The 24,769-nt window shown below is 40.2% G+C and carries 20 protein-coding genes; 8 read left to right on the forward strand and 12 right to left on the reverse strand.

Annotation, left to right across the window (positions count from 1 at the left end):
* Positions 1-35 precede the first annotated feature (35 nt).
* The gene (locus ACO1QW_RS18050) at positions 36-512 is read left to right on the forward strand and encodes a hypothetical protein (protein ID WP_486260783.1); all 477 of its coding nucleotides are present in this window, start codon (positions 36-38) and stop codon (positions 510-512) included.
* 69 nt (positions 513-581) lie between these two features.
* On the opposite strand, the gene ACO1QW_RS18055 is transcribed toward ACO1QW_RS18050, so the two are convergent.
* From ACO1QW_RS18055 to ACO1QW_RS18095, 9 genes are all read right to left on the reverse strand, one after another.
* A complete protein-coding gene (locus ACO1QW_RS18055) occupies positions 582-1,649 on the reverse strand; it encodes a hypothetical protein (protein ID WP_486260784.1) in 1,068 nt (355 codons plus the stop codon).
* Between the two features lie 232 nt (positions 1,650-1,881).
* The gene (locus ACO1QW_RS18060; protein ID WP_486260785.1) at positions 1,882-4,458 is read right to left on the reverse strand and encodes a CHAT domain-containing protein; all 2,577 of its coding nucleotides are present in this window, start codon (positions 4,456-4,458) and stop codon (positions 1,882-1,884) included.
* Positions 4,459-4,475: 17 nt separating this feature from the next.
* Complete coding sequence (locus ACO1QW_RS18065) at positions 4,476-6,410, reverse strand: PKD domain-containing protein (protein ID WP_486260786.1); 1,935 nt, start codon at positions 6,408-6,410, stop codon at positions 4,476-4,478.
* Between the two features lie 153 nt (positions 6,411-6,563).
* Positions 6,564-8,093: a DUF4394 domain-containing protein gene (locus tag ACO1QW_RS18070; protein ID WP_486260787.1), complete on the reverse strand. Its 1,530-nt coding sequence runs from the start codon at positions 8,091-8,093 to the stop codon at positions 6,564-6,566.
* Positions 8,094-8,208: 115 nt separating this feature from the next.
* Positions 8,209-10,590: a PQQ-dependent sugar dehydrogenase gene (locus tag ACO1QW_RS18075; RefSeq protein ID WP_486260788.1), complete on the reverse strand. Its 2,382-nt coding sequence runs from the start codon at positions 10,588-10,590 to the stop codon at positions 8,209-8,211.
* A gap of 661 nt (positions 10,591-11,251) precedes the next feature.
* The gene (locus ACO1QW_RS18080) at positions 11,252-11,803 is read right to left on the reverse strand and encodes a hypothetical protein (RefSeq protein WP_486260789.1); all 552 of its coding nucleotides are present in this window, start codon (positions 11,801-11,803) and stop codon (positions 11,252-11,254) included.
* Positions 11,804-11,808: 5 nt separating this feature from the next.
* Positions 11,809-12,279: an RNA polymerase sigma factor gene (locus tag ACO1QW_RS18085; protein ID WP_486260790.1), complete on the reverse strand. Its 471-nt coding sequence runs from the start codon at positions 12,277-12,279 to the stop codon at positions 11,809-11,811.
* Between the two features lie 156 nt (positions 12,280-12,435).
* Positions 12,436-13,899 carry an SLC13 family permease gene (locus ACO1QW_RS18090; RefSeq protein ID WP_486260791.1) on the reverse strand — a complete coding sequence of 488 codons (1,464 nt, stop codon included), beginning with the start codon at positions 13,897-13,899 and terminating at the stop codon, positions 12,436-12,438.
* A gap of 38 nt (positions 13,900-13,937) precedes the next feature.
* A complete protein-coding gene (locus ACO1QW_RS18095; protein WP_486260792.1) occupies positions 13,938-14,570 on the reverse strand; it encodes a DNA-3-methyladenine glycosylase in 633 nt (210 codons plus the stop codon).
* A gap of 63 nt (positions 14,571-14,633) precedes the next feature.
* On the opposite strand from ACO1QW_RS18095, the gene ACO1QW_RS18100 reads away from it, so the two are divergent.
* Both ACO1QW_RS18100 and ACO1QW_RS18105 read left to right on the forward strand, forming a co-directional pair.
* Positions 14,634-15,395 (forward strand): EI24 domain-containing protein, encoded by a 762-nt coding sequence (locus ACO1QW_RS18100; protein ID WP_486260793.1) that lies wholly within the window; start codon positions 14,634-14,636, stop codon positions 15,393-15,395.
* A 38-nt stretch (positions 15,396-15,433) separates the two neighbouring features.
* A complete protein-coding gene (locus ACO1QW_RS18105) occupies positions 15,434-16,129 on the forward strand; it encodes an SAM-dependent methyltransferase (RefSeq protein ID WP_486260794.1) in 696 nt (231 codons plus the stop codon).
* A gap of 46 nt (positions 16,130-16,175) precedes the next feature.
* Here the strand turns inward: ACO1QW_RS18105 and ACO1QW_RS18110 are convergent, their stop codons facing one another.
* Complete coding sequence (locus ACO1QW_RS18110; RefSeq protein WP_486260795.1) at positions 16,176-17,810, reverse strand: ArnT family glycosyltransferase; 1,635 nt, start codon at positions 17,808-17,810, stop codon at positions 16,176-16,178.
* A 97-nt stretch (positions 17,811-17,907) separates the two neighbouring features.
* Positions 17,908-18,774: a sigma-70 family RNA polymerase sigma factor gene (locus tag ACO1QW_RS18115; protein ID WP_486260796.1), complete on the reverse strand. Its 867-nt coding sequence runs from the start codon at positions 18,772-18,774 to the stop codon at positions 17,908-17,910.
* 311 nt (positions 18,775-19,085) lie between these two features.
* Between ACO1QW_RS18115 and ACO1QW_RS18120 the strand changes: the two genes are divergently transcribed.
* On the forward strand, positions 19,086-19,466 hold the full coding sequence (locus tag ACO1QW_RS18120) for an START-like domain-containing protein (RefSeq protein ID WP_486260797.1): 381 nt from the start codon (positions 19,086-19,088) through the stop codon (positions 19,464-19,466).
* Here the strand turns inward: ACO1QW_RS18120 and ACO1QW_RS18125 are convergent.
* Positions 19,463-20,056, reverse strand: a complete 594-nt coding sequence (locus ACO1QW_RS18125; protein WP_486260798.1) for a hypothetical protein — start codon at positions 20,054-20,056, stop codon at positions 19,463-19,465. The two genes, ACO1QW_RS18120 and ACO1QW_RS18125, sit on opposite strands and share 4 nt — an antisense overlap.
* A gap of 14 nt (positions 20,057-20,070) precedes the next feature.
* Between ACO1QW_RS18125 and ACO1QW_RS18130 the strand changes: the two genes are divergently transcribed.
* From ACO1QW_RS18130 to ACO1QW_RS18145, 4 genes are all read left to right on the forward strand, one after another.
* Positions 20,071-21,498, forward strand: coding sequence for an LptF/LptG family permease (locus ACO1QW_RS18130; protein ID WP_486260799.1), 1,428 nt, complete (start codon positions 20,071-20,073; stop codon positions 21,496-21,498).
* A gap of 48 nt (positions 21,499-21,546) precedes the next feature.
* Positions 21,547-22,293, forward strand: coding sequence for a superoxide dismutase (locus ACO1QW_RS18135; RefSeq protein WP_486260800.1), 747 nt, complete (start codon positions 21,547-21,549; stop codon positions 22,291-22,293).
* 132 nt (positions 22,294-22,425) lie between these two features.
* Positions 22,426-23,379, forward strand: a complete 954-nt coding sequence (locus tag ACO1QW_RS18140; protein ID WP_486260801.1) for an endonuclease/exonuclease/phosphatase family protein — start codon at positions 22,426-22,428, stop codon at positions 23,377-23,379.
* Between the two features lie 287 nt (positions 23,380-23,666).
* Positions 23,667-24,769, forward strand: a 1,103-nt coding sequence (locus tag ACO1QW_RS18145; protein ID WP_486260802.1) for a dipeptidase, incomplete at its 3' end; no start/stop codon positions are given.

Below are 24,769 nucleotides of genomic sequence, written 5' to 3' on the forward strand. Positions count from 1 at the left end.
TTTGCAATTCGGATATGAACTACTAATTTTATTTCATGAACCTCGATTGGCTTAAAAGCGGCATTGCACCTTTAGATAACCTTATTTCCTTTTTGCACAAACAAAGCAAAACCAGTGACGTACTCAAGAAACAGGTGCTCATGGAACTTCGCAATAACCTCAATGTATTTAAAAATGGATTTTTGAACGAGGTATCATCCGATAAAATTATTGATCTCCTCAGCAACGACGCCATACAGGAAGCCATCAAACAAAACTTCGCATTCAAAAAATTAAAAGCTGGTGCTATTGAACCCTATCACGTGTACGATGATCGTAACAAACGATATATTGGCTGGAATGCAGAACGTATTGTTGACAAGATTGATGAAAAAATTGTGGAGCTGAAAACATTAAAGAAAATGAGCAATGGCTCCGTTGCTGAAGTAAAGAACAATGTGCAGCTAATGATCAGCAATCTTTATTTCCGCATGAAACTCCTGGCTGATTTTATTCAAAGCGATTTTAAATAAAACAATCCCGGCACATTGGCCGGGATTTGTTTCATAGTACAGATGTTTTCGACGGATGAACAACGGTCCTTACTTGGTATTCAATTGTTGAATCAGGGAAAGCAATTGGGCCTCGGTTACTTCGGTGAGGTTAAAGGTTACACCATAATATGTTTTACCACTTGCAGGCGCTCCTACCGTTACATCCTGCATCTCTGCATAAATTTTATTGTCTTTAAAAGTGATGGCAAGGAATGTACCTTCAATACCAATCGGGAAGCTGTTCTGGTAACTTAATAATCCTTCTTTACCAACGGGTGCGTTTATAATTTTGTTATACAATTTCACCAATGTGTTCTGTTGTTTCACTTTAAAGAAAAGCATGCTTGGTTCGCCACCCATATAGTTGGTGCTTGTTGCTGAATTCCATTGGTTACTGAAATAACCAAGCACTGTTGTTTTCGGACGAGGATCACCCATTAATGCGTCACAGTTGCGCCATACACCAAGACTATCAAGATTAAAACTGGATGTACCGTTGTTATTGTTCAATGCGAAGTTTCCATTCTGTACCCAGTTTACACCACGTGGCACATAACCTGTTTGCGAAAGTGTTACCGGAATATTTTCATGATCGTTACCATTGATGGTATACGTTACCGCACTATCACCACGCCACATTGGTATTTCACGAATTTGTTGACCGTTAGCACCTGCTTTTGGTGCAGCGGGCACTACCACCTGTGCAGGAGCATTCAATTGCAATTCGTCTGCACCTTGGTTTGCTTTTACGGTCATCTCACCATAAGAGATCAGCATTTGTCCACCAGCTTCTGTTGGTCGGTTTGCCAATAACATATCAGCTGCCTGGTACATATCCTTTACCTGAACAGTAACACTACCTGTTACAATTTGTCCGTTTGATTTTTTAAATGCATTGACAGGGAAATTGATCTTTGTGCCTTTGCTAGTGATTAGGTTGCCACCTGTTGTTGCATCGATTGTGAACGCCTCATACTTTGGTGCATTCGCATCGAAGAAAGTTTGTACTTTTCCTTCAAGAACATGCGGGTACACAACGGTTCCCTTGTCTTTTTTACAAGCAGTAAAAGTGATGGCTGCTGCAATTGCTACGGTTGAAATGATTGACTGTTTCATAATAAGAAGTTTAATTGTTTTTGTTTGTTGTTTGGAAGTATATCCGCAGCAGTAAAAGATTGTTACCCTGTTTGGGAAAGAAATTTTTAAAAAATTGCTAAGTGGTTGATTTTAAGAATGCTTGGTGAGGATATTTTTTTTGGAGAGGGAGCACAAAGGGCACGAAGAATGCACAGAGAACACTAAACCTTGTGCGCTTTGTGCAACTCTCCGTGTGCTTTGTGATAAAAAATTAATGCCTGAACTTTCGGAAGAAATAAAACCCAATTGGCAGAAGTGCTAAAAGCAACAACCAATACCAATTAAACGAAGAAGTTTGCAATTGCAATTGCTGATCGGTACCAATATAACTGAACCCACCCCACAACAGTGGATTCTTTTGCGCAAGGCTGGTTGTTTGCTGCAGGTATTGTTTTCTTGCATCGTACAATGCTATAACAGGAGAATGTTGCTCTTGCAATGATTGATAAAAAGATTGAACAAGTAACGGAGCTACAGCATCATCCACTACCCAACGACTTGCAACAACAGCCTTTACTGCTTTGCTGATGAACGAACGACCGATGCTTGCAACACCTTCGTTTTGCTGCAATTTACCTGCTGCAGTTTCGCAGGCAGTTAAGATGATCAAAGGAGATGCAGTTGTGATGTATTGCAACTGTCCGAGATAAAATTTTTGTTGCAGTACAAGATAAGGTTGACCGCTGCCATCGGCCACTGCATGCGATGCAATATGAAGAATGGAATTGGATTGCAGTGATTGAACAAATTCCTGTTCGGTTGTTTCAGTTGCTTCTTTGGAAGTTGTTTTATAATGCTTGTGCAACAACTTTTCTTCTTCCTTTGAATTGGGTAATGCAGGAAACTTTAAATGTTCTTTGCTGAATTTATAAACTGTAAGCGGCAGCTTGTTTACCTGCGGCTTTATTTCCTGCACATACTGCAGAAATGAATACACATAACTCAACGATGTTGATTCGGCCAGGAAATGTTCTTTACCGTCAATACTCAATGCTTCAAAAGGAAGTTGATGAAGTGTGACATCTGCAGAAATAATCAAAGGCTTGTTACCTGTGACCTGCATCAACTGTTTGTATAGTTGATGAGATGATTTAAAATATGCAGCCGGGTTATTGTTATAAGCTGAAGAACCGGATGTGAAATAATTTTTCAGCAGCGAATCAGTTTGCAGCTGTATTGAAACAGCATCAACTGTATTAAGTTGCAAGGATTCATTACAACTGATCATCAGCAAACTGTCTTTCAAAAACACATAACTGACGAAGTGATTTTTTGATGTTACTTCTTTCAGCTTTTTTTGGAATGCTGTAAAAGAAGGTTGATGTAACAGTTGGGCAAAACGGTTTTCTTGCAAACCAAGATTCAACTCCTGCAAACGGATCCGTTCGCTGATCTGTGCTTTTCTTTCCGCATCATTTGTTTCTGCGAGCAACAGGTAATCGTTGCGCAACTCTGCAAAGCGTTGTTGCTGTTGCTGCATACTGCTGTCAGCTTGCCATTGTTTGCTGCGACTTTGTTCGTTCAACAGTTTTCTTCCTTTCGATAATTCAACAAGCCACAACAGTTCTTCCAGCAGAAATGCTTTTTTAGTTTGCTGATACTGATGTTTGTAAAAAAACAACGCCTGCTCCGTTACCTGTACATCATTTGTACTGTTTTGCAAACTGTTTACCGATGAACTGATCAACTGGTTGCAATAATAATCGTTGGCAACAGCCATGCGGTGATAATACAAACTGCTGTCGGGTTGCTTTGATTCAAGTGTTTTTGCAAGACCTGCATATAAACCTGTAACCGTGTTATCTGGAAAAAAGCCGGATGCATCGATAGCGAAGTATTGTAAGCCTTGCAAAAAGTTTTGTTTGCTGCTATCTATTAGTTGTAACTCCAAAAACAAATTTCCTTTTTCCACTTTCAGTTTGGCTTTATCCCGCTGGCGACTGTCGGGGTATGTTTGCTCCAGTATCTTTTCTGCATTCTGCAATTTTTGTAAAGCCTGTTGCCATCGCTGTTTGCCGCTGAGCAGTTTGGATGAAAGCAGCAAAGCGCTCACCATCCACGATGCATCTGCATCAACTGCATCGGCCGAACGAAAAAACTGCAATGCTTTTTGATTATAGAATACAGCACTATCATTTTGCTTTGCTCCATAAAATGCATCAGCTTTTACATTGTACAACAGACAGGTTGATGAAATCCGTTCATTGATAAACTGCAAGCCTTTGTTGCAGCTTGTTTGCGTTGCAGTATAATCGCCCAGCCAGTAATAAGTTATGGCAAGATTGCTGTATAGCGATGGTAGTAAGTTGTTTTTATTACTTGCTGTCGCCTGCTCAATAGCCGTTTGCTGCAAGGCAATTGCTTTATCGTAATCGCCTAAACGAACATAGTTGTTGCCGAGTGGTTTAATGATAAACTCTTCTGCTTCGTACACAAGCTTTTGTTGCTGCTGATACTTCAATCCTTTTTCATACCAACGTGTGCTGGCCTGTATTTGTCCCTGCTGTAATAAATGATAAGCGATGTTGAGTACAAAATCGAGATAAGCAATTTGTTCTTCTTCTGTTTTCGGTTGTCGCCACAACGTTTTTGTTAACGAATCAGCTTTGTTTGAAAGATAGAACGGTTGCTCATCGGTTAGATCGTACAGCATTTCGAGGTACGCCTGCAACTGATCTTTCGGTCGATATACTTCATTCCATTTTGCTCTTTGCTGTGGCTCATCATCACCCGAAAAAAACAAAAACAGGAATGCAATGCTGCTGAACGGCAGCAAACGACGAAGCAATGATTGATATGAGTGATTTACAGTCGCCAGGATGCATAAAAATAGAGATAAGATCTGTTTGTTCCGCCATAATAAAAACGAGTTCCTATTTGCGGACCAAGACGAACCTTTCCAAACTGAGCATCAATAAAAGGAAGAAACTGTGCATCGGAAAATGATTTGATCGAATTTGTTTTTTTGAGTCCGTAAGGAAAGTTAACCTGCCCGTTAAAATTGTTCAACTGATATGTGCGGCTTGTATCAATAGAACCTCCAAAATCTGCATCTACACGAACACCGGCTCCCGCCGACAACAGATCGTTGAAATTATAACGCAGATGCAATGGCACCAAACCAATACGTGTAATGCTCGATTTTAATTGCTGCCTGTAACCACGATAATCATAATTCTTTCCATCGATAACCACTACACCCTGTGTTTGAAATGTTTGTTGTGCTGTGGTTGTTTGATAATACTTACCAAACAGTTCGAATTGAAAATAAGGTTTGTATGGAGCAAGCCTTGCTATACCTACACCCACATTTACGCCATCGCTTAAACCATTCGTACCAAGATTCATTTCATAACCGGCCATAACAATGGGCGATAACGCCGGTTTGAATTTTCCAGTTGCAAAATTGGTGATCACCGGTACGTTCTTATCAAAGTAAATAGCTGTTTGTCCTTTGAAAGGAAGATTATCCAATTTCTTTTTTGTTTTTACATCAAACTCAACAAAACCTTTGGTGCTGTCTTTATCATTTACGCCCTTTTGATTGGTGCCTGGCAAATAAATGCCGTTGAAGATGAAAGCAGCACTGTCTTTGGTGTTGATAAGTTCCCAACAACCTGTGCGGTTCGGCACACTGTCGCAAGGCAAACAATAAGGCGACATATCTTTTATAGTGATTGTTTGCGGATCCATGGCCGAAGGAAGCGTGATGGCCAGTTTTATTTTTCGTGCAGGCCCTTCACCATCGTTCTGGAAACGGATCTTATAACTGAGCGATTTACTTTTCTTGAGCGTACGGTAATTCATCCGTCCCTGTTTTAAATTCATCTTGTTGGGATCATGCGATGTAACAATAGGAATATTCAACTGATGCATGTACACGCCGCCGGTATCAGGCACAAACAAACCGGTAATAACAATGGTTGCATTTGTATCCTTGATCATACCTGGTGTAACGTACAGGTTGGTGAACATAAACTGTGCATCGGTGGTTGCCTGTTTAATATCTACTGCAAATACATTGCTGTAACTTTTCAGGGTATTCATCAAAAAAGTTTTGCTTTCTACACCTGTAAACTTTTTCTCTTCTTTAAAATGCGATGCAGGACTGCCGCTCCTCGTCAACAACATATTATCGAAAGAACGAACAGATGCAATGGCATTTTTATCGTTGATCAATGCTGCTTCGTTGTACAAACGAAAACCGGCGGTATCAAAACTGTTTTGTCCGAATTGTTTTTCGTTGATGAAAAGATAGACTTTGCCATTCACTGCCACATCATTTTTCCAACCCGCCATCAACAGCATGGTATCGCCGGGCTTGGCCATGCAGTTATATTTTAATTCAAAAGCGCCATTTGCTTTAAAGAAGTTTTGTTCTGATGGTGATACTGCTGCGAGATAAGATTTATTCACCTGCTTCACTGCTACCTTTTTTGGTTTGCGCCCGGGTTTTTTCCCATCATCATAATTGTTGACTGCATACAACACTGCTTCATAATCGCCTTCTTTTGCATACACATGCTCGGGATTTTCTTCGGTGCTGAAATGACCATCACCAAAATCCCATAAATAAGTATAAAACGGTTTGGGTGCGCCGGGTATTTGTGTAAGTAGAGGTAAGTTTGCTATAAACGAAATTTTATTTTCTTTTTGCTTCACAACTATAGCGGTATCTGTTTGTGCAAACAAGTTGCCGCAAAAAGGAAACAGGATGATATAAACAATTGAAAATTTCATGCAGTTGTTAAGGGTAGATAAAGACAAGCAGTTATTTGTTACCCTAAAGTAATTTTTTTTTATGAATCCGCTTAAGCAATGAAAATTCGCCAGCATAAACGAAAAAAGCAGGGCTTTTGCCCTGCTCTAACTAAAAACTACTCACCATCAGCTCTAAAATCCTAAACCGATTGTAAATGCAGTGATCGCACCGCCAGTAAATTCGAAGTTAGCCGGTGAAGGAGAAGCTGATCCGTTGCTCAAATTGATCTTATGTAAACGTGTTTTCCCGTCGACGGTTAAAACAGCCCATGCATTACCACTTGTGCCGGCAATATCAAAACCACCAACAGCTGTTGCGTTCAAACCCAGATCTCCAATAGCCACAAGCGTACCATTATTAGGCGGATCCTGTTTATATAATTTATCAACTGAAGGATCTATATCAAACAACACAGTTGTTGTTGCCCCAGCGAAATTATTTGTATAGGCTGCACCTGTTACCGCTGCACCTTCTGTTAAGTCAAGATCAACAGCAGCCACTAAGCCAGTTACTGGATGCAGGCGAAGATTTAAACCAAGATTACTTACCACACGAATGCGATCAACCGTTGGATTAAAATCAAATCCAAATTCAGTCCCGGTAAGTAATGTTGCAAATACCGTTGTGCCAACCTGCACTGCTGCACCACTCGATGCATTGATTGTGTAAAGCCGGCTACTGCTGCCAAGCGCATAAAGCTGACCGTTAGCAGGGCGAAAATCAAGGCCAACAATTGTTTCACCACTTATAGCTCCCGTGATGGTTTTACTTACAGCAACAGGGACGTCAGGATTGAGGATGAGTAGTGTTGATCCGTTGAGCACTGCGTAAGCAACAGGATGTGTTGGAATGGCAATCCCTCTTACGGTTGTTGCGCCTCCAAGCATACCTACATTTTCTGCTTTACCTGATGAAAGATCAACGGTAAATACAGAAGCTGTGCTTCCGCTGTTGTAAACAGCAAGTGCAATATTGTCTGAAGCGGCAATATCAAACTCGCCTGTGCCCGACAGATCGATTCCAAGGTTACCAACGGCTTCTATGCCACCGGTATTGGGTGAGCTTTGTTTGTATAGAATATCATTTGTTACATCAATATCAAACAACACAGTTGTTGATGCACCAGCTTTATTTTCTGTATAAGCAGCAGAAGAAACCGATGTATTTATTGTTCCGCCAATATTGATGGCTCCGTCATTTGCTACAACAGTTCCAGTTTCGGGATTCAAACGAAGGTTTTGCCCGCCGGTAGAAATTAAACGGATACGATCAACCGTTGGATTAAAATCAAATGCAGCTATGTCACCAGCAAGTGCAGGTGTAAATGAACCTGAGCCAATTACTCTTGCCTCACCACTTGTTGTATTAATTACATAGATACGGCTGCTGCTGCCTACACCGTATAATTGACCCGTTGCAGGACGAAAGTCAATGGCCAGCATTGTTTCTGCTGATTGCATTCCAGTAATCGACACTCTTGAAATTATTTTGTCTGGCTTTGAAGCGTCGTACTTCGCTAATGTATTGCTGTTGATGAGTGCAAAAAATTCCAGTTTGGGACCTTTGCCGTTTTGGTTGCCATCATTCACCTTACTGCAACTAACAGAAAAGATAGAGCATAGCATTGCAACAAGGGCAACGATGTGAGTTGTCTTCTTCATACGTGTAAGTTTAGAACTTAGTTACGTACACAATCAAACGATTGGATTTCTTACAAGCATAAAAAAAAGGCCGGGTCATTACTGAACCGGCCTGTATGATACATCAGGAAAGAGACTATCTGTTAATGATCAGTTTTTCTGTTCGTAACACATTTCCGCTTGCACCTGTAACACGCAGCACATACATACCAGCAGGAAGTTCAGCTGTTTCCATACGTGTTGCCAATCCGTTACCAGCTGCTTGTTTTACTCTGCGGCCTTTAACATCAAAGAGTTCGATGATGCGTCCTGCTTCAGTGCTGTAATTATATACAATAATGAAGTTGGTAGCAGGGTTTGGATAAATATCAATTGTTTTATCCTTCTTCTCTTCTTTCACCCTGTTATCAACAGGAGCAGTTTGCACAAATTGACGAAGCGCTCCACCATTAAATGTAAACTCGAGAATGCTTCCGGGGTTTGCAGGCGTTGTTGTTACATTACCTGTTGGACCCGATGTTGAACCGCTTGAATCGCAAGCCACATAAATTTTTGTTCCATCAGGACTAACCACCACATCACGGAAGCGACCCATGCCACGGAAATAGTTGATGGTATCAGAAATAATACGCAAGCCATCATTACTTAGTTGATAACGGGTAATGGTACCCGCTTTTAACATAGCCACCAACACCGAATTCTGCCAACCCGGAATTCCCGTACTGCCATAAAATTCTGTTCCTGATGGCGCCATTGAAGGCCACAGCATATTGTCGCCACCAGTTGGTGGGTTCACTGCAGGGTAAATTGAACGTAGTGGTTCTTTTGCATTTAATGTTGCACAGTTCACTTGTTCACTCACAACATCAAAGCCACCAATGTTGCGACCGTTATAGTTACCATCACAATAACCAGCTACTTGGGGCCAACCGAAATTTCTTCCGCTTTCAATAATGTTCACTTCATCATCGCTATAAGGACCATGTTCGGTACTGTATAAAATATTTGAACCATTCACATTTCCCCAAACCAATCCTTGCGGATTACGATGGCCAAGTGAATAAACAGCAGTTGGTTGTCCCCCGCTTGTAAATGGATTATCAGCTGGTATCCATGAACCACTTTCCAATTCAGTATTCAGGCGAAGGATCTTGCCTTCAAGAATGGAGAGATTTTGTGCGTTGTTTACACGACTGATATTATCAAACTGTCCAGCACCCATATCGCCAATACTGAAATACAATTTCGTATCAGGCCCAATGGCAAGGCGTGCAGAGTTATGATCGTTACTACCAGGAATACTTTCTAAAACTGTAACAGGGTTAACGAGAGTTTGCGTAAATGCGTCGTAGGTATAGCGTTCAATGCGAATTCTTCTAACGGTAGCACTTAAAGATTGATAAGTGTAAGAAATATAAACATAAGGTTTACCAGTGTTAAATTCAGGATGAAGTGCGAGACCCATTAAACCATCTTGTCCACCAACACGCACCATTTTCGATCCCAATGTTAATACAACACGCTTTACACCTGTTGAAGGATTAACGAAACTAACGGTACCGCCAAAGCGCTCAGTATACCAAAGATTATCATCAGGGCCATACACCAGATCGTGTGGCATACGCTGACGTGGAATAACCGTCCGAACGCTGAACGATTCCGAAGCGGCTATGGAAGCGATAGTTGTAACAGGAAATACAGCACTGGTTGATTCATTGCCGGCTGCGTCTCTGGCACGAACCGTCATGTTATAAGTTGTGTTGGCAGCAAGACCAGTTACACTGTAAGAAGTGTAGGTGAGCGCAGTGCTATTCATTTTTACACCATTCCTGTAAACATCATAACCTGTAACGGCAGTATTATCGGTTGAAGCATCCCACTTCAATACAAAAGAATTGGTGGTGATAAAATCAGCAGCAAGACCAGCAGGGGCTGATGGAGCTTGTGTATCGAAAATAAGATCAGTTGAAAGATTAGCACCGGGAATAACTTCACTTGGTGCCGATGAGCTTTGGCCGGGTTTCGACCAGCCAACAGAAAGGTTATCGTTACCCGTTGTTTCTTTCATTAAGGCTTCTACATAATATTTGACACCTGCTACTAAAACAATACCAACGGATTTTTGAGAAGCTGAAGCATTCCATTGACGATACTTTGTTGCTTTGGAGGTGTATGCTATTCTCACCTTACCAGTTGAAAGACCGGTGCTGCTAAGCCATAATTCTCCTGCATTGTCAGCAGCCACCCAGAAATAATAAGTGCCCGTTGTTGGTACACAGAGATAGCCATACATTCTTACACCAATATTGTTACCGGTGTTGGCCGTGCTTTCAAATATTGTTCGAATACCAGTTACCGATGCGTTGTTTGGATAGCCAATGAGGGAGGTCAGGTTACTGATGTTGCCGCCCGTTACGTTATTCCATTGTTGGTAATTGATGCCGCCCATTCCGAGACATTGAGCATTTAACTGATGGAAAAGCACGAGGGATAGAAATGAAAGTAGAATTCGTTTCATGTAAGTGGTTTTGGGGATTTCTGATTTGACTTTCCAAAGGAATGATTTTTTTATGAAAAAAAATTCAACGGATTATTACCAAGTAGTTTCCACATGTGAATAACATGGCTAAGACGTTCATGCAACAAAATGTTGTTGTTGCATAAACATATGCTGTCGTTTCTATCTTTCATAACTTGTAGTACATCATATCAGGGGTGTTGTCGTTGATTTTAACACGTATACTTTTCTTATATGTGTACTAAGTATCCCCACTTAGTGCGAGTGGGTGCAGCTGTTTGTTTTTGAAAATGCAACAGCAAAATTGTTGCGCCGCAGATGTTACGGATGTAGTTTTACATCATCGAAGCAGAAAACAATATCCAATAGAAAAACTGAAAAAATCCAATCCCAAAGAACCTGCCGGGAAGCAGCAAAACATCCGAACCAAATCCAATCCTTGAAAAAGACCGAACCAAATCCAAATCCGAAGCCTGCTGAAAAGCAGAGCGGAAAACCAAGTATCCAAAAGCCCGTTTGAAATTACGGCCCCATGAAAACCAAGTGACTTCTGTACCCTGCGAAAGAGGATAATACGGACAAGAAAACCCAAAGCATTGAAGTCATTTAGAAAGCCCCCGAGAGATCGGGGGCTTTCTACATTAATGATCATCGGTTCGGTTCAACTGTGTTCATTAAAATCCCTTTCCTGTAATTCCAGTTTTAAAATCCAGTTACGCCATATTTTATAAGAGATATGTGTAAGCTGCACAAGTACAAGGATCATTCCCAGTAAAATAAAACTCTTTTCCCTGGTGAAGGTTACAATTGACAGAAAAAACACAAGCAGGCAAACACTATAAAAAAAAGATATAACCAAGGAGAGGATCGATAATCGCTTCACCTTCTTTAGTAAATGTTGAACTGACAATGTGAGATTTTCTTTAAGCACTGGTTTTGCCAAGGAAAAATAACCGATTACATCGTTGAAGATATATAACAGTGCCGCTGCAAATAAAAGCAGGTTAGCATATAAAGGCTTTGTGTCGCCATCAAACCAATCGTAATACACTACCAGGAAAAATGAAAGTGTTATTGTTTCGATGATCAACTTAGTGCGAATGCGTTTCAACGTAGGATGACTGTTGAGTTTTGTCATTCGTGCCAGGTCTGCATTTGTTTTATAATTACCGCCAGCATTTTGCCAGCCTGATTTTAATTCATCGAGTTCCATAAAAATTAATTTAAACGTTGTTTTAATTTGTTTTTAATTCGACTTAACCTCGCCCCAACATTAGTTTCCGTTATTCCGGTAATAGCAGCAATTTCCTGGTAGTTAAAATCCTCGAGATATAAAGAGATAACTGCTTTTTCAGCATCAGTTAAAATGCGAAGCGCTTCGAATAACCGTTCCTGATTTTCTGAACTATTGTTGCCGGCAGCATAATGAACAGTCTCTGGAAGTTCGTCGGAATAAACCATCTTCAACTTTGGTTTGCGATATACTGCAATAGCGGTGTTCAACGCAATCCTGTACATCCAGGAGCTGAACTTTGATTCGCCTTTAAAGCCTGGATATGACTTCCAGAGTTGATACACAATTTCCTGGAAGAGATCTTCCTGGTCCTCACGGCTATCACGATACAAGTTGCAAACCTTGTAAATGATGTTTTGATTATCCTGTATACTTTTTATGAACGACTGCTCCATAATTCAACCAAAGGTCAAGCCCCGATTCCGGGGTATTTTACATTAAACCTTATACAGCATAAGTTGCATTAGTGAAGCTAAAACTTACACCTGCAAAAAAAATATGGAATTTGGCCAGATGTGGAATTTAGGGACGCCTGGCTCCCCAGTTATAGCCTAGTTGGCAACCACCCTCATAACCGCCGGTAATATATACCAGCAAAACAGTGTAATGATTAAGATGCTCACCATATTCATCACGAAACCGGCTTTGATCATGTCTTTTAATTTGATATGACCACTGCTGAATACAATGGCATTCGGTGGTGTTCCCATGGGCATCATGGCGGCAGCGCTGGCAGCCAGTGTCATTGGTAAACCAAGCAACAATGGATCGAGATGCAATGCATCGGCAAGTGAACCAAGAACTGGAGCTAATACAATAACCTGCGCCACATTACTCATTACTTCACTTAAAAAGATGCAGATCACTACAATCACTAACACCAGAATTAACCCGTGCATATTACTAAAGCCCGCAAGCCACTGGCCTACCTGAGCCATTACACCCACCTGTTCTAATGAATTAGCCAATGCAATGCCACCACCGAACAATAACAAAATGCCCCAGGCCATTTTTGACGTATCGCTCCAGGTTAACAACATCGATAATTTTTTGTGGACTTGTTTGTCTGCTGGCGTTGCAAATAAAAATAAGGCCCCAATGATTGCGATCATACTATCGTTTAACTTGAACCAACCGATTTGATTCAGCAAATCTTTGGTGATCCATAGTATTGCAGTGGCGATGAAAATGATGAGAACTCTTTTTTCTGACACAGACATTTTACCTAATGCCCTTAATTCATCTTTGATGTAAAGATTTGCATCTTCACTATTTCGTATGCGACTTGGAAACATCCATTTCACTAATACAAAATATAACGCTACCAGCAACACAATTGCAAGCGGTGTGCACACCATCATCCAATCGATAAACTGCACATCATAATTATATTTTTTCTCAATAAACGCAACAAAGGCAACATTGGGCGGTGTGCCGATGATGGTGGCAATGCCACCAATATTACTGGCGTAAGCAATCACCAACATTAACACAAGGGAAAAATTTGCAAGACTGGTTCCCTCCTGCTCATGCTCTTTCATTACCGCAATTACGCTGAGAGCAATGGGAAACATCATCATTGTAGTAGCGGTGTTGCTAAGCCACATACTTAAAAAAGATGTTGCAATGATGAATCCGAGAATAATACGATTGCCACTGGTGCCGGTTTTTTGTACAATGCTTAATGCAATTCGCTTATGCAGATTCCATTTTTCAATCGCTAGGCCAATCATAAAACCTCCCATGAATAAAAAGATCACAGGATTGCTGTAAGCTTTTGCCGTTTCTTCCATAGAGCTGATGTTGAACAACGGAAGCAACACTAAAGGTATAAGCGCTACAGCGGGCATGGGTAATGCTTCGCTGATCCACCATGTGATCATAAGAACAGCAACAGCAACGGCGTTGTTGGCCACAGCATCTAATCCAAAGGGATTAAAAAGATAAGCAGCAAGCGACAATACAATTCCGGATAACAACGATATCCAGTATTGATTTCTTTTGACGAACTCCATGAGATAAATATAGTTTTTTAGTCCGGAGTTCTGATCTTCTACAGGTTAGTTAATGTAATGGCAGTTTTATTTAGTGCGTGTTTGCTTACCTGTGGGTGACCTTCCATAAAAAAACGATAAAGCCATAAGGCATGTTCGGCAGCATAATCAACACCTATGCGGGGCGAGGCCATTATATTAAAAGAAGATGGCGTATTCTCTTCTGCCAACCAGATTTGTTTGCTTTGTAATTGTAAACCGCTATGCAATGTTGAAATACCTAATGCTTTACTCACATTCCCCGGACCACGACCAATACTATTGTCCTTTTTTTCTTTATTGAAACGTTGCAGCATAGTGTCAACACCTTCAACGGGCTCAATGCCACGAATCAAAACAGCATCAGGCTTATCTTTTACATTGCACACAACATTAAATAAATGATGAATGCCATAGCAGAGATATACATAAGAAACACCGGGCGCTCCAAACATCACTTCTGTTCTTGCAGTTCGCCTGTTATTATATGCATGTGATGCTTTATCAATGATACCTGCATATGCTTCTGTTTCAACAATACGACCAACGGTGTATTCCTTATCAAATTTTGTGATGATATATTTTCCTAACAGCTCCTGCGCTATCTGTGCCACATCATCACGCTCATAAAAATCTATGCCGAGCTTTTGCATTTTGTTGTATTTTGCCGCACACGCCTGCTAAGCACCTTATTCATTATTTAAAACATAGAACGCTTGTTAAAGGAATTAGTCATTGCTGTTCAGGCTTACTTCAGAGCGCATAATTTTATTGTGCGTCACAAGTTATGGAAATGGATTCTCATTCCGGGCTTCATCTATATGCTCTTATTTATGGGAGGGATGTGGTTGTTCTGGAACTCCAGCAGCAGTTTTCTTGATTGGCTGTTTAATGTGGTGGGTATTAAAAGCTGGCTCGATTCAATGAACAACAGTTTCCTCAACTTCCTGTTCATCACAGCGAGCATTATGGTGCGGCTGATATTACTGTTCTTTTATTTTTCATTGTTCAAATTCCTATTTCTTGTTGTGGGCTCGCCTGTGTTTGCCTACCTCAGCGAAAAAACAGAAAATATTATTGAAGGAAATGATTACCCCTTCAGCGTGCAACAATTGTTGAGTGATATCTGGCGTGCCATTCGCCTGGCATTGCGAAATACATTGTGGCAAACAGTGTATATCATCAGCATTCTTTTACTTTCATTGATACCAGTGGTTGGTTGGATCAGTCCCTTAATTGCATTCCTGGTTGAATGTTATTACTACGGATTCTCCATGCTCGATTATAGTACAGAACGTCATAAACTTTCACCATCGCAAAGCATTGCCTTCATAAGTAACCGGAGAGGCTTGGCAATTGGAAACGGCATGGTATTTTTTCTTATGCACCTTGTGCCATTTGTAGGATGGGTTCTGGCTCCTGCCTATGCCGTAATTGCTGCCACATTAAGTTTGTATCATCCGGATGATAATCCGTAAGGCTTACATTTGCTGATTGTTCATTAAACTCTAGTCACTTGCCTGTTGTTTTCTTAATTCCTGCGCCGTTAGAAGATGAAAGTCTGGAAGCTATTCCTGCTTATGTGCTCGATGCAGTGAAGCAATGCAATGTATTTTTTGTGGAGAATGAACGAACTGCAAGACGATACCTGAAAAAACTGGACAAGGCCATTGTGATCGATGATCACGAATGGTTCATCATTCACAAAGCAGAAGCACAGGTGAAGAACCAGTTCATGCAAAAACTGAAAGCTGGCAAAACAATTGGGATCATCAGTGAAGCTGGTTGCCCGGGCATTGCAGATCCGGGACAAATTTTAATTGAAGCTGCTCACCAGGTTGGCGCTACCGTTAAACCATTGGTGGGACCAAGTTCTATTTTATTAGCGTTGATGGGAAGTGGAATGAATGGTCAGCAATTTTCATTTGTTGGTTATCTGCCCATTGAAGAACCACAACGCAAACGAAAGTTGACCCAGCTGGAAGATTTTTCTGCCAAGTTTCAAAGTACGCAGGTATTTATTGAAACACCATATCGCAATAATCAATTACTTGAAACAATTTTGAAAAGCTGCAAACCACAAACACGTATTTGTATTGCAGCCAATCTTACAGCGCCAAATGAATTCATCCAAACAAAAACAGTGGCAGAATGGAAAAAACAAATTCCTGATCTACACAAACAACCTGTGATCTTTTGTTTGATGGGATAAATTAACAAGGCAAAGCTGGAAGGTCAAACGCAAAAAGTGAACAGAATTACTTTCGCTTGTAAAACACAAACCCGTTTTTGCGACCGATCACTTCAACTTTATTGGCATGCTTCTCCATCACTTCTTTTTCAAATGTGTTTTTGCTGATGAAGTAAGTGGGCTTATCTACATTACCCATCATTAACCAATTTTCATCTTTTGCTTCTTTACGTTGGCCAGGTTTAATGCGTGTATAGAAATACTGGGCGTAGCTTTTATATCCTAATGTTTTAATGTAAACATCTTTGCCTTGTAGTGATTCGTAAAACTCTATAGCTGCATGTTGCGAATATTGTTCAATTCGTGGTGTAAACAACGTAAGCAATACCTGCATGGCACCAATACATGCAATGAGTAACAAAACAATTGCCTTTTGAAATTTCTTTTGCTGTAACCAAATGCTGCTCGTTATCACTGCAGCCAGAAATAATACACCGGGAATCATTAAAAAATAATTCCATTGCACATCAGCTTCTACATTACCCATTGCAAAAACATCTTTGGTGAGCATTGGCTTTATCCAGTCGATATTATTGCCGATCAATGGCAATGCGATAAAAAGGACACTCCAGATGATACCGAGAAATAATAATCCAAACTTCTGCCATCTCTTTAATTGAGCGGTTCGATTGACAACACCATATACAGTAGCAGCAGCTAAATAGCCTATGGGCAAATAAGTGAACGATGAGTAATGAACGATCTTGGTTTTCACAATCGTAAACAATACCAGTATTACAATCAACGAAGCAATCATGAACATTCTGAAATACTGCTGATGCCTGTTTTCATGAATTTGATTTTTGTAACGGAAGATCAACAGTGAGGCAGGGAAGCAGCCGATAAGCACCACCACAAAATGATAAAGTAAGAAACCGCCGTGGCCTGCATCCTTTGTATTGAACAATCGTATTTGATAGGTGACGAATTCATTTACGAACCACCATCCGTGTTGTGCGATCTCTAAACCAAACCAGATCATGGTCACCAGTAAAACGATCAGTCCCCAGGTGAGATAATATTTAACCGATACCCACCCTTTCCATCTATTGAATAAAATAAACAGCCCGTAACTCAACAACACTACTAATGCTGCAACAGGTCCTTTAGTTAATATGCCGATACCGGTAAACAATCCTGACAGCAAAAGATGTTTCATGAACGATTGCCGCTCCTCTTTTGCAGAAAGAAACCTGCTGAGAAAATAAATACCAAGAAAAATAAAAAGATTAAACCATGGATCGATGATGCCGCTCTTAAAATACAAATGCGGAAGAAACGTACCAGCATAGATGAGCACCCACCAAAAAGCGAATTGCTCGTTATGCAATCGTCGGCCAATGCCAAATAAAACTAGTAACGTAGCAACACCACAAAGCGCATTGGGCAGTCGTGCTGCAAATTCATTTACGCCAAACACTTTCATCGCTGCCACCTGCATCCAGAAAAAAAGAGGTGGCTTTTCCCAGAATGGTTCGTAATTGATTTGCACCTGCATGTAATTGTTGGTCTCAATCATTTCTCTAGCACTCTCCGCAAAGTTGATCTCATCCCAATCAAACAACGGAACACGGCCAAGCGAATGGAAAAATAATAAAGCCGCAATTACTGCAATACCCAAATAAGATACGATCCTGTTCATGATGGTTACGAAGATAAATGAAACTGAACGTTCAATGCTGTAAGCATAAAAAAACGGGAGCCTCGGCTCCCGTTCAAATTGCGTAAATTTTATTTCATTAGCCTAAATATCCTTTTAATAATTTACAACGACTGTTGGTTTTTAATTTACTGATGGCTTTGTCTTTGATCTGGCGAACACGTTCACGTGTAAGATTAAAACGCTCACCAATATCTTCAAGACTTAATGGATGATCTACTCCAATGCCGAAGAAATATTTGATCACATCCTGCTGGCGCTCGGTTAACGTTTTAAGCGAACGTGTGATCTCAGTGCGTAGCGATTCGTTATGATCAAGTTCTCCATCCGTTGCAACAGCATTCGGGTTTTCCATCACATCCATCAACGTATTTTCTTCACCATCACTTAACGGTGAATCCATACTTACGTGGCGGGATGAAATACTGAGTGTGGATGAAACTTCTTCAATCTCCAATTCAAGCATTTCTGCTAACTCTTCAGCAGAAGGTTCACGTTCGTACTCCTGCTCAAGTTGTGAAAATGCTTTGTTGATACGATTGGTTAATCCCACTTTGTTCAAAGGCAAACGAACAATTCTGGATTGCTCGGCCAATGCCTGCAGAATACTTTGCCTGATCCACCAAACGGCATAGGAAATAAATTTGAAACCACGGGTTTCATCAAAACGCTGTGCGGCTTTGATCAATCCTAAATTTCCTTCATTGATAAGATCGGGAAGAGAGAGGCCCTGATTTTGGTACTGTTTTGCTACAGATACCACAAATCGAAGATTGGCTTTTGTTAAGCGATCAAGTGCCCTTTGGTCACCTTGTTTGATCCGCTCAGCCAGTTTTACTTCTTCTTCAGGGCTGATTAATTCTACCTTACCGATCTCCTGCAGATACTTTTCAAGACTCTGCGATTCACGGTTGGTGATAGATTTTGTGATTTTGAGTTGGCGCATGCTCATAAGCTTTGGTTTTTAGGTTAATCTGATGTTGTTTCATAGTTCCGGACCAAAAACTCAGGTGTAGTAATTAAATCACAAATAAAAACCTTTACATTAACTGAGTATTAGGTCTTAAAACTTCATCCTAATTTAACCTTATTTGCCAATTCAGCCAAAAAAAAGCCCCGTCTGGCTTGCATTTCGTCGAAATTTTCCTGTTTTGTTTAAGGTTGTAGAAAAAAGAATTAAACAATAATAACGAAGTAAAAATTTTGTTTACTGCATTATTTTTTTATTATTGCATCAAATCGCTTTGCGAAAGAACAATGAGTAAGAAAGTTTTATACACACTGGAGTTTCCAGTACGGTGCTCGCCAGGTATTTTATATGAATTTTTAGCAACACCGTCGGGTCTCCAGGAATGGTTTGCCGATAAAGTTGATGAACGGGATGGTATCTTTTCGTTTAACTGGAATGGTTCAGATGAAAAAGCTGAATTATTGGAAAGTGAGTTAGATAAATTTGTACGTTACCGCTGGACGCATTCTGCAAAAGAAGAATACTTTGAATTCAGAATTGAACGCACTGAAATTTCCAATCAAACAATATTGATTGTAAAAGATTTTGCTGAGAAAAAAGAAATCAAAGATCAAAGTCAATTGTGGGAATACCAGGTGAAAGATCTTTTTCACCGCATAGGCAGTTAATGTTGTAATAGTTTCAGCAGCTGACGGAATGAAGCATTAAGTTTTGTTTCGGCATTATCCCATTCTTCGAGTTTACATTGAACTGCAAGTTTCAGTATTTTTTTATCACTGATATTTTGCTGCTGTGTTGTTATGCGTATCATATTGTCGCCTCTGAAATGATGCTGCCATTCCTCATCCTTTACATTTATCCAAAGATCTTCGCCGTTTTGATTATTGATATTTTGTTGAATTGCTTCTGCGTATTGGTTTAAATATTTTCCTTTCAAGTGCAAGGTGATACTGAAAAAATTTCCCCACCAGAAAAAAGTTCTTATTGCAAACGTATCATCTTTCCCAAAACAACGTGGATAATCGAGCATAACATAGGGAAGGCTTTCATAATTTTCTCCTCTTGCAATTTTAGGCGATGCTGCTACTATTTCCGAAGGTAATTTTTGTAAGAACAGTTCCTCTTTAAAGTGTTCACTCAGGTTACCAAACAAGCAATATACTTTTTCGATGATCCTGTTCTTTGTTAAAATCCAATTAGCATCTGTTACCAGTTGCTGCTCAAAAGCTGAAAGACTTACCTTTGATGATTCCTGCATAAAAAAGAAGATCAGTGTTTAAAAAGTTAGACAAACTTATTATAAAAGCATTTATCGGGCCTTTCCTGGCCACCTTCTTTATTGCTGTGTTCATTCTCGTGGTTCAATTCTTCTGGTTGTACATTGATGATTTTGTTGGAAAAGGCATCGATATATTTACGCTTATTCAGTTTATTGGTTATGTAAGTACCACACTGGTGCCGCTGGCTTTACCGTTGGGTATTTTACTGTCATCCATTATGACCTTTGGCAACCTGGGCGAATCGTTTGAATTGGTTGCTATAAAAAGTGCAGGCATTCCGCTTATTCGTTTTATGCGACCTGTACTGATTGTCTCCATGTTGCTTGGTGTTGTTGCATTTGCTTTTGCCAATTATGTTATTCCAGTTGCTGAATTAAAAATGCGTACACTATTGTACGATATACGTGTAGCAAAACCAGCCTTCGATATTAAAGAAGGTGTATTCTATAAAAAACTCGATGGGTATACCATTAAGGTTGGTCGAAAAGAAAACGATTCCATTATTCATAATGTGGTGATCTATGAACATAACTATTCCTTACAGGATAACATTATTCTTGCTGAGAAAGGAACCATGACTATTTCAAATGACCAGCGTTTTCTTTCTTTCAATTTGCAGAATGGCTGGCGCTACCAGGAAAAAGGAAGTTCAGGAACTACAGAAACTGAATATTATCGATTAGGATTCAAAGAATATAAAAAAGTATTTGATCTCAGTTCATTCAAGCTTACTAAAACTGCCGATTCAACCTTTAAGACTTACTATAAAATGCTTAGTCTAAAGCAACTTACCACGGTTGCCGACTCATTGGAAAATGTAATAACAAAGCTTGGTCAAAAATCGAAAAGAGAGGTCAGGCCAATGTTTCCTATGCAAACAGTGCCCGACAGTGTTTGGAAAAACAATAAAGCAGTTGCAAAGAAAATAAAGAACTTCAAAGACCTTATTCCGGATTCGTTGAAAAGAAATGTTTATTCAACGGCAATATCAAAAATTTCAGGCGCTAAAAGTTCAATCGATTTCTTGTCGTACGAGTTTATCGATCAACAAAAGCAACTTCGTCTGCATCGCATCGAACAGCATCGCAAGTTCACGTTATCATTTGCATGCGTGGTATTGTTTTTGATTGGTGCACCATTAGGTTCCATTATACGCAAGGGAGGTTTGGGTTTGCCATTGGTTATTTCAGTGTTCTTCTTTATCGTGTTTCATATAGTAAATACTACTGGCGAAAAAATGGTAAGAGAAGATACCATGTTGCCAAGTGCCGGTATGTGGATGTCGACCGTTGTATTAATTCCGATTGGTATATTTCTCACCTGGAAAGCCATGAAAGACTCGAACCTGTTTAATGCTGAGTTTTACTACAGGACCATGCGACGCATCGGGTTGGGACGATTTTTGAAAAGAAATCAGTGATGTGTTCATCAGATCATGTTGTAACTTCATTGAATAAAATTTACAATTATGCCAAATCATATTTCACGCCGCCGTTTTATTGATCAATCAGCTAAAACAACAGTGGCTGTTGCAGCAGCAAGTCTCGCAGGCGCTGATTTGTTGGCAGGATGTACGTCAGCAAAAGTGCTAAGTGGAAGCAAAGCATTTGTAGGCTTTGAGCAAACGCCTCTGCCTTATGCATATAAAGATCTTGAGCCGTTGATCGATGCAATGACAATGGAAATTCATTACAGCAAACATGCAGCAGCTTATGCAACTAACCTGCGTGATGCTGCAAAAGCTGAAAACATCGATCAATCAAAACCCGTTGAGAATATCTTCAGCAACATTTCTGCTTACTCAGCGAAAGTGCGCAACAATGCAGGTGGACATTACAACCATGAGTTGTTCTGGCGCTGTATGAAACCAGGCGGCAGCGAGCCAAAAGGCAAACTTCTCACTTCCATTCAACAATCATTCAACAGTTTTGAATCATTTCACACACAGTTTTCCGATGCTGGCAAAAACCGTTTTGGCAGCGGCTGGGCATGGTTGTATGTTGATGGTAATAAGCAATTGAAAATAGGATCAACACCTAACCAGGATAATCCATTGATGAATGTAAGCGAAATTAAAGGAACACCATTACTAGGTTTAGATGTGTGGGAACATGCTTATTATCTGAAGTATCAAAACAAACGCCCCGATTATATTGCTGCCTGGTGGAAAGTTGTGAACTGGGATTTTGTACAACAACGTTTTGAAGCAATATAGTGAATGGTCAATGGTGAGTGCTGAATAGTTCGCTCAGCATTGACTATTCACCTCTCCTACTCGTCACTATCCCGCTTTGCAGTATTGCATTTGGCTGTTCAGGTCTGTACCTTTCTGCAAACTATTTGCGCCATGAGCACCATCACCATCGCTACATTCAATTGCGAAAATCTTTTTCGTCGTTACCGGTTTAATAAAAATCTTTCCAAAGAACAAGTTGAAGAACGTCTCAAGGATGGTTTCATTATCGACAAAACTGTTTTAACAACAGTTAACGAAACAGAACGACAACTTACAGCCGATGCCATTAAAGCAACGAAAGCCGATATCGTTTGTTTGCAGGAAGTGGAGAACATGGATACACTGAAAAATTTTGTTTCGGAATATCTTTCATCAGCAGGTTATAAATACAGGATATTAATTGATGCGAATGATCCGAGATTGATCGATGTGGCCATCATCAGCAAAATTCCATTTGAAGGTCTTAAAACACATCAATACTTGAAAAACGGAAGCTCGGCTGTGTTTTCAAGAGATTGTCTTGAAGTTGATTTTTTAATTGCAGGAAAACCGCTGACCATTTTTGTGAATCATTTTAAATCGATGTTCGATAAAGGAAATCTCACTCCTGCGCAAAAAAGAGCAAAGACGGCCCCACGCCGGGAATTGCAATCGCAAACCGTTTTAGACATCATCAAAAAGAAATACAAGAATAATCCTGAAAAAGAAAACTGGTTAGTGGTTGGCGATCTTAACGATTATCCTGATGATAAAACCAGTTTGAAAAAATTACTGAACAGTAAATGGATGGAGAATATTGTGCAAACTAGAATTATCGATCCCGCCGACCAATGGACACATTACTGGGACACCTCTTCTATTCCTATTGATGAGCGTTATAACCAGATCGATTATATTTTTCTATCGAAAAAACTGGCCACGACAAATGCTACAGCCATACCTGTAATTGTGAGAAATGGTCTCACAACAAAAGCTACCAAATATACAGGCTCACGTTTTACCGGAGTAACAGATAAACAGGGCGCCAGCGATCATTGCCCGGTTTCAGTTACAATAAAAGTATAATGGGAGTTGATTAAATAGTCACGGCCCCTGCAGAAAACATCTTCACAATAGCAAGCGGGAAGTAGCATCTGTAGAGGCCGTTATGGATGCAATATTAACGACGGATGAAATACAATGTTGCAAAAACTTATAAACAATTTCTGTCTTCACATTTCTTTAACCCATCAAACGGCACCTGCTTTTGTAACTGCCAGCGTATTTTACAAAAGTTGGCAACCTTAGTGGTAACTCCTACATTCGTATTCAATTTTCAAATTCCGAATTTCAAATTTCAAATACATTTTTTTATGCAGGCTTGGAAAGATTACCAGGAACAAAATAAAGATCGTTTCCTGAACGAATTGCTTGAATTATTACGCATCCCATCCATTAGTGCCAAAAGCGAAAACAAAGCGGATATGGTGGCTTGTGCCGAGGCCATTAAACAACGCTTACTGGAAGCAGGTGCCGATACCGTTACTATTTATCCTACTGCCGGACATCCCATTGTATATGGTGAAAAAATGATCGATCCATCGAAACCAACAGTGTTGGTGTATGGCCATTACGATGTTCAGCCGGTTGATCCGCTCAACCTTTGGCATAGCGATCCTTTCAATCCAACAATTAAAGACGGAAAAATATTTGCACGTGGTGCCTGCGATGATAAAGGCCAGGTTTACATGCATGTAAAAGCATTGGAAACAATGGTGAAAACAAATTCGCTTACAACAAATATTAAATTCTGTATTGAAGGTGAAGAAGAAGTAGGCAGCCCCAACCTCGGAACATTTGTAAAAGAAAACAAAGAATTGTTGAAGGCCGATGTGGTGCTCATCAGCGATACAGCGATGATCAGTATGGAAAACCCAAGCATTGATATTGGTGTGCGTGGCTTAAGTTATATTGAAGTGGAAGTAACCGGGCCAAACCGTGACTTGCATAGCGGTGTGTATGGCGGCGCTGTTGCAAATCCAATCACCATGTTGGCGAAGATGATTACAAGTTGTCACGATGAAAATAATCATATCACTATTCCCGGTTTTTATGATGATGTAGTGGAAGCAACCGAAGCAGAACGTAAGATGATGGCAGCTGCTCCTTACGACGAAAAAGAATACAGAACTGATCTTGGAGTTGATAAGCTTTGGGGCGAAAAAGGATTTACTACCAACGAACGCACAGGTATTCGACCTACATTGGAATTAAATGGTATCTGGGGTGGTTATACAGGCGAAGGTGCCAAGACTGTGTTGCCTTCAAAGGCGTATGCAAAAATTTCTGCACGTTTGGTACCGAACCAATCAAGTGAGAAGATCACGGAGAAATTATTGAACCACTTCAAAAGCATTGCACCTGAAGGTGTAACTGTGAATGCACATGAACACCATGGCGGTGAACCTTACATGAC

It is taken from the genome of Lacibacter sp., assembly GCF_057361365.1.

Coding starts and splice junctions, on each gene's coding strand:
- ACO1QW_RS18140 (WP_486260801.1), top strand. CDS start 22,426: ATGAGCACCATCACCATCGCTACATTCAATTGCGAAAATCTTTTTCGT.
- ACO1QW_RS18125 (WP_486260798.1), bottom strand. CDS start 20,056: ATGCAGGAATCATCAAAGGTAAGTCTTTCAGCTTTTGAGCAGCAACTG.
- ACO1QW_RS18085 (WP_486260790.1), bottom strand. CDS start 12,279: ATGGAGCAGTCGTTCATAAAAAGTATACAGGATAATCAAAACATCATT.
- ACO1QW_RS18110 (WP_486260795.1), bottom strand. CDS start 17,810: ATGAACAGGATCGTATCTTATTTGGGTATTGCAGTAATTGCGGCTTTA.
- ACO1QW_RS18065 (WP_486260786.1), bottom strand. CDS start 6,410: ATGAAATTTTCAATTGTTTATATCATCCTGTTTCCTTTTTGCGGCAAC.
- ACO1QW_RS18095 (WP_486260792.1), bottom strand. CDS start 14,570: ATGCAAAAGCTCGGCATAGATTTTTATGAGCGTGATGATGTGGCACAG.
- ACO1QW_RS18070 (WP_486260787.1), bottom strand. CDS start 8,093: ATGAAGAAGACAACTCACATCGTTGCCCTTGTTGCAATGCTATGCTCT.
- ACO1QW_RS18075 (WP_486260788.1), bottom strand. CDS start 10,590: ATGAAACGAATTCTACTTTCATTTCTATCCCTCGTGCTTTTCCATCAG.
- ACO1QW_RS18080 (WP_486260789.1), bottom strand. CDS start 11,803: ATGGAACTCGATGAATTAAAATCAGGCTGGCAAAATGCTGGCGGTAAT.
- ACO1QW_RS18055 (WP_486260784.1), bottom strand. CDS start 1,649: ATGAAACAGTCAATCATTTCAACCGTAGCAATTGCAGCAGCCATCACT.
- ACO1QW_RS18050 (WP_486260783.1), top strand. CDS start 36: ATGAACCTCGATTGGCTTAAAAGCGGCATTGCACCTTTAGATAACCTT.
- ACO1QW_RS18120 (WP_486260797.1), top strand. CDS start 19,086: ATGAGTAAGAAAGTTTTATACACACTGGAGTTTCCAGTACGGTGCTCG.
- ACO1QW_RS18090 (WP_486260791.1), bottom strand. CDS start 13,899: ATGGAGTTCGTCAAAAGAAATCAATACTGGATATCGTTGTTATCCGGA.
- ACO1QW_RS18115 (WP_486260796.1), bottom strand. CDS start 18,774: ATGCGCCAACTCAAAATCACAAAATCTATCACCAACCGTGAATCGCAG.
- ACO1QW_RS18135 (WP_486260800.1), top strand. CDS start 21,547: ATGCCAAATCATATTTCACGCCGCCGTTTTATTGATCAATCAGCTAAA.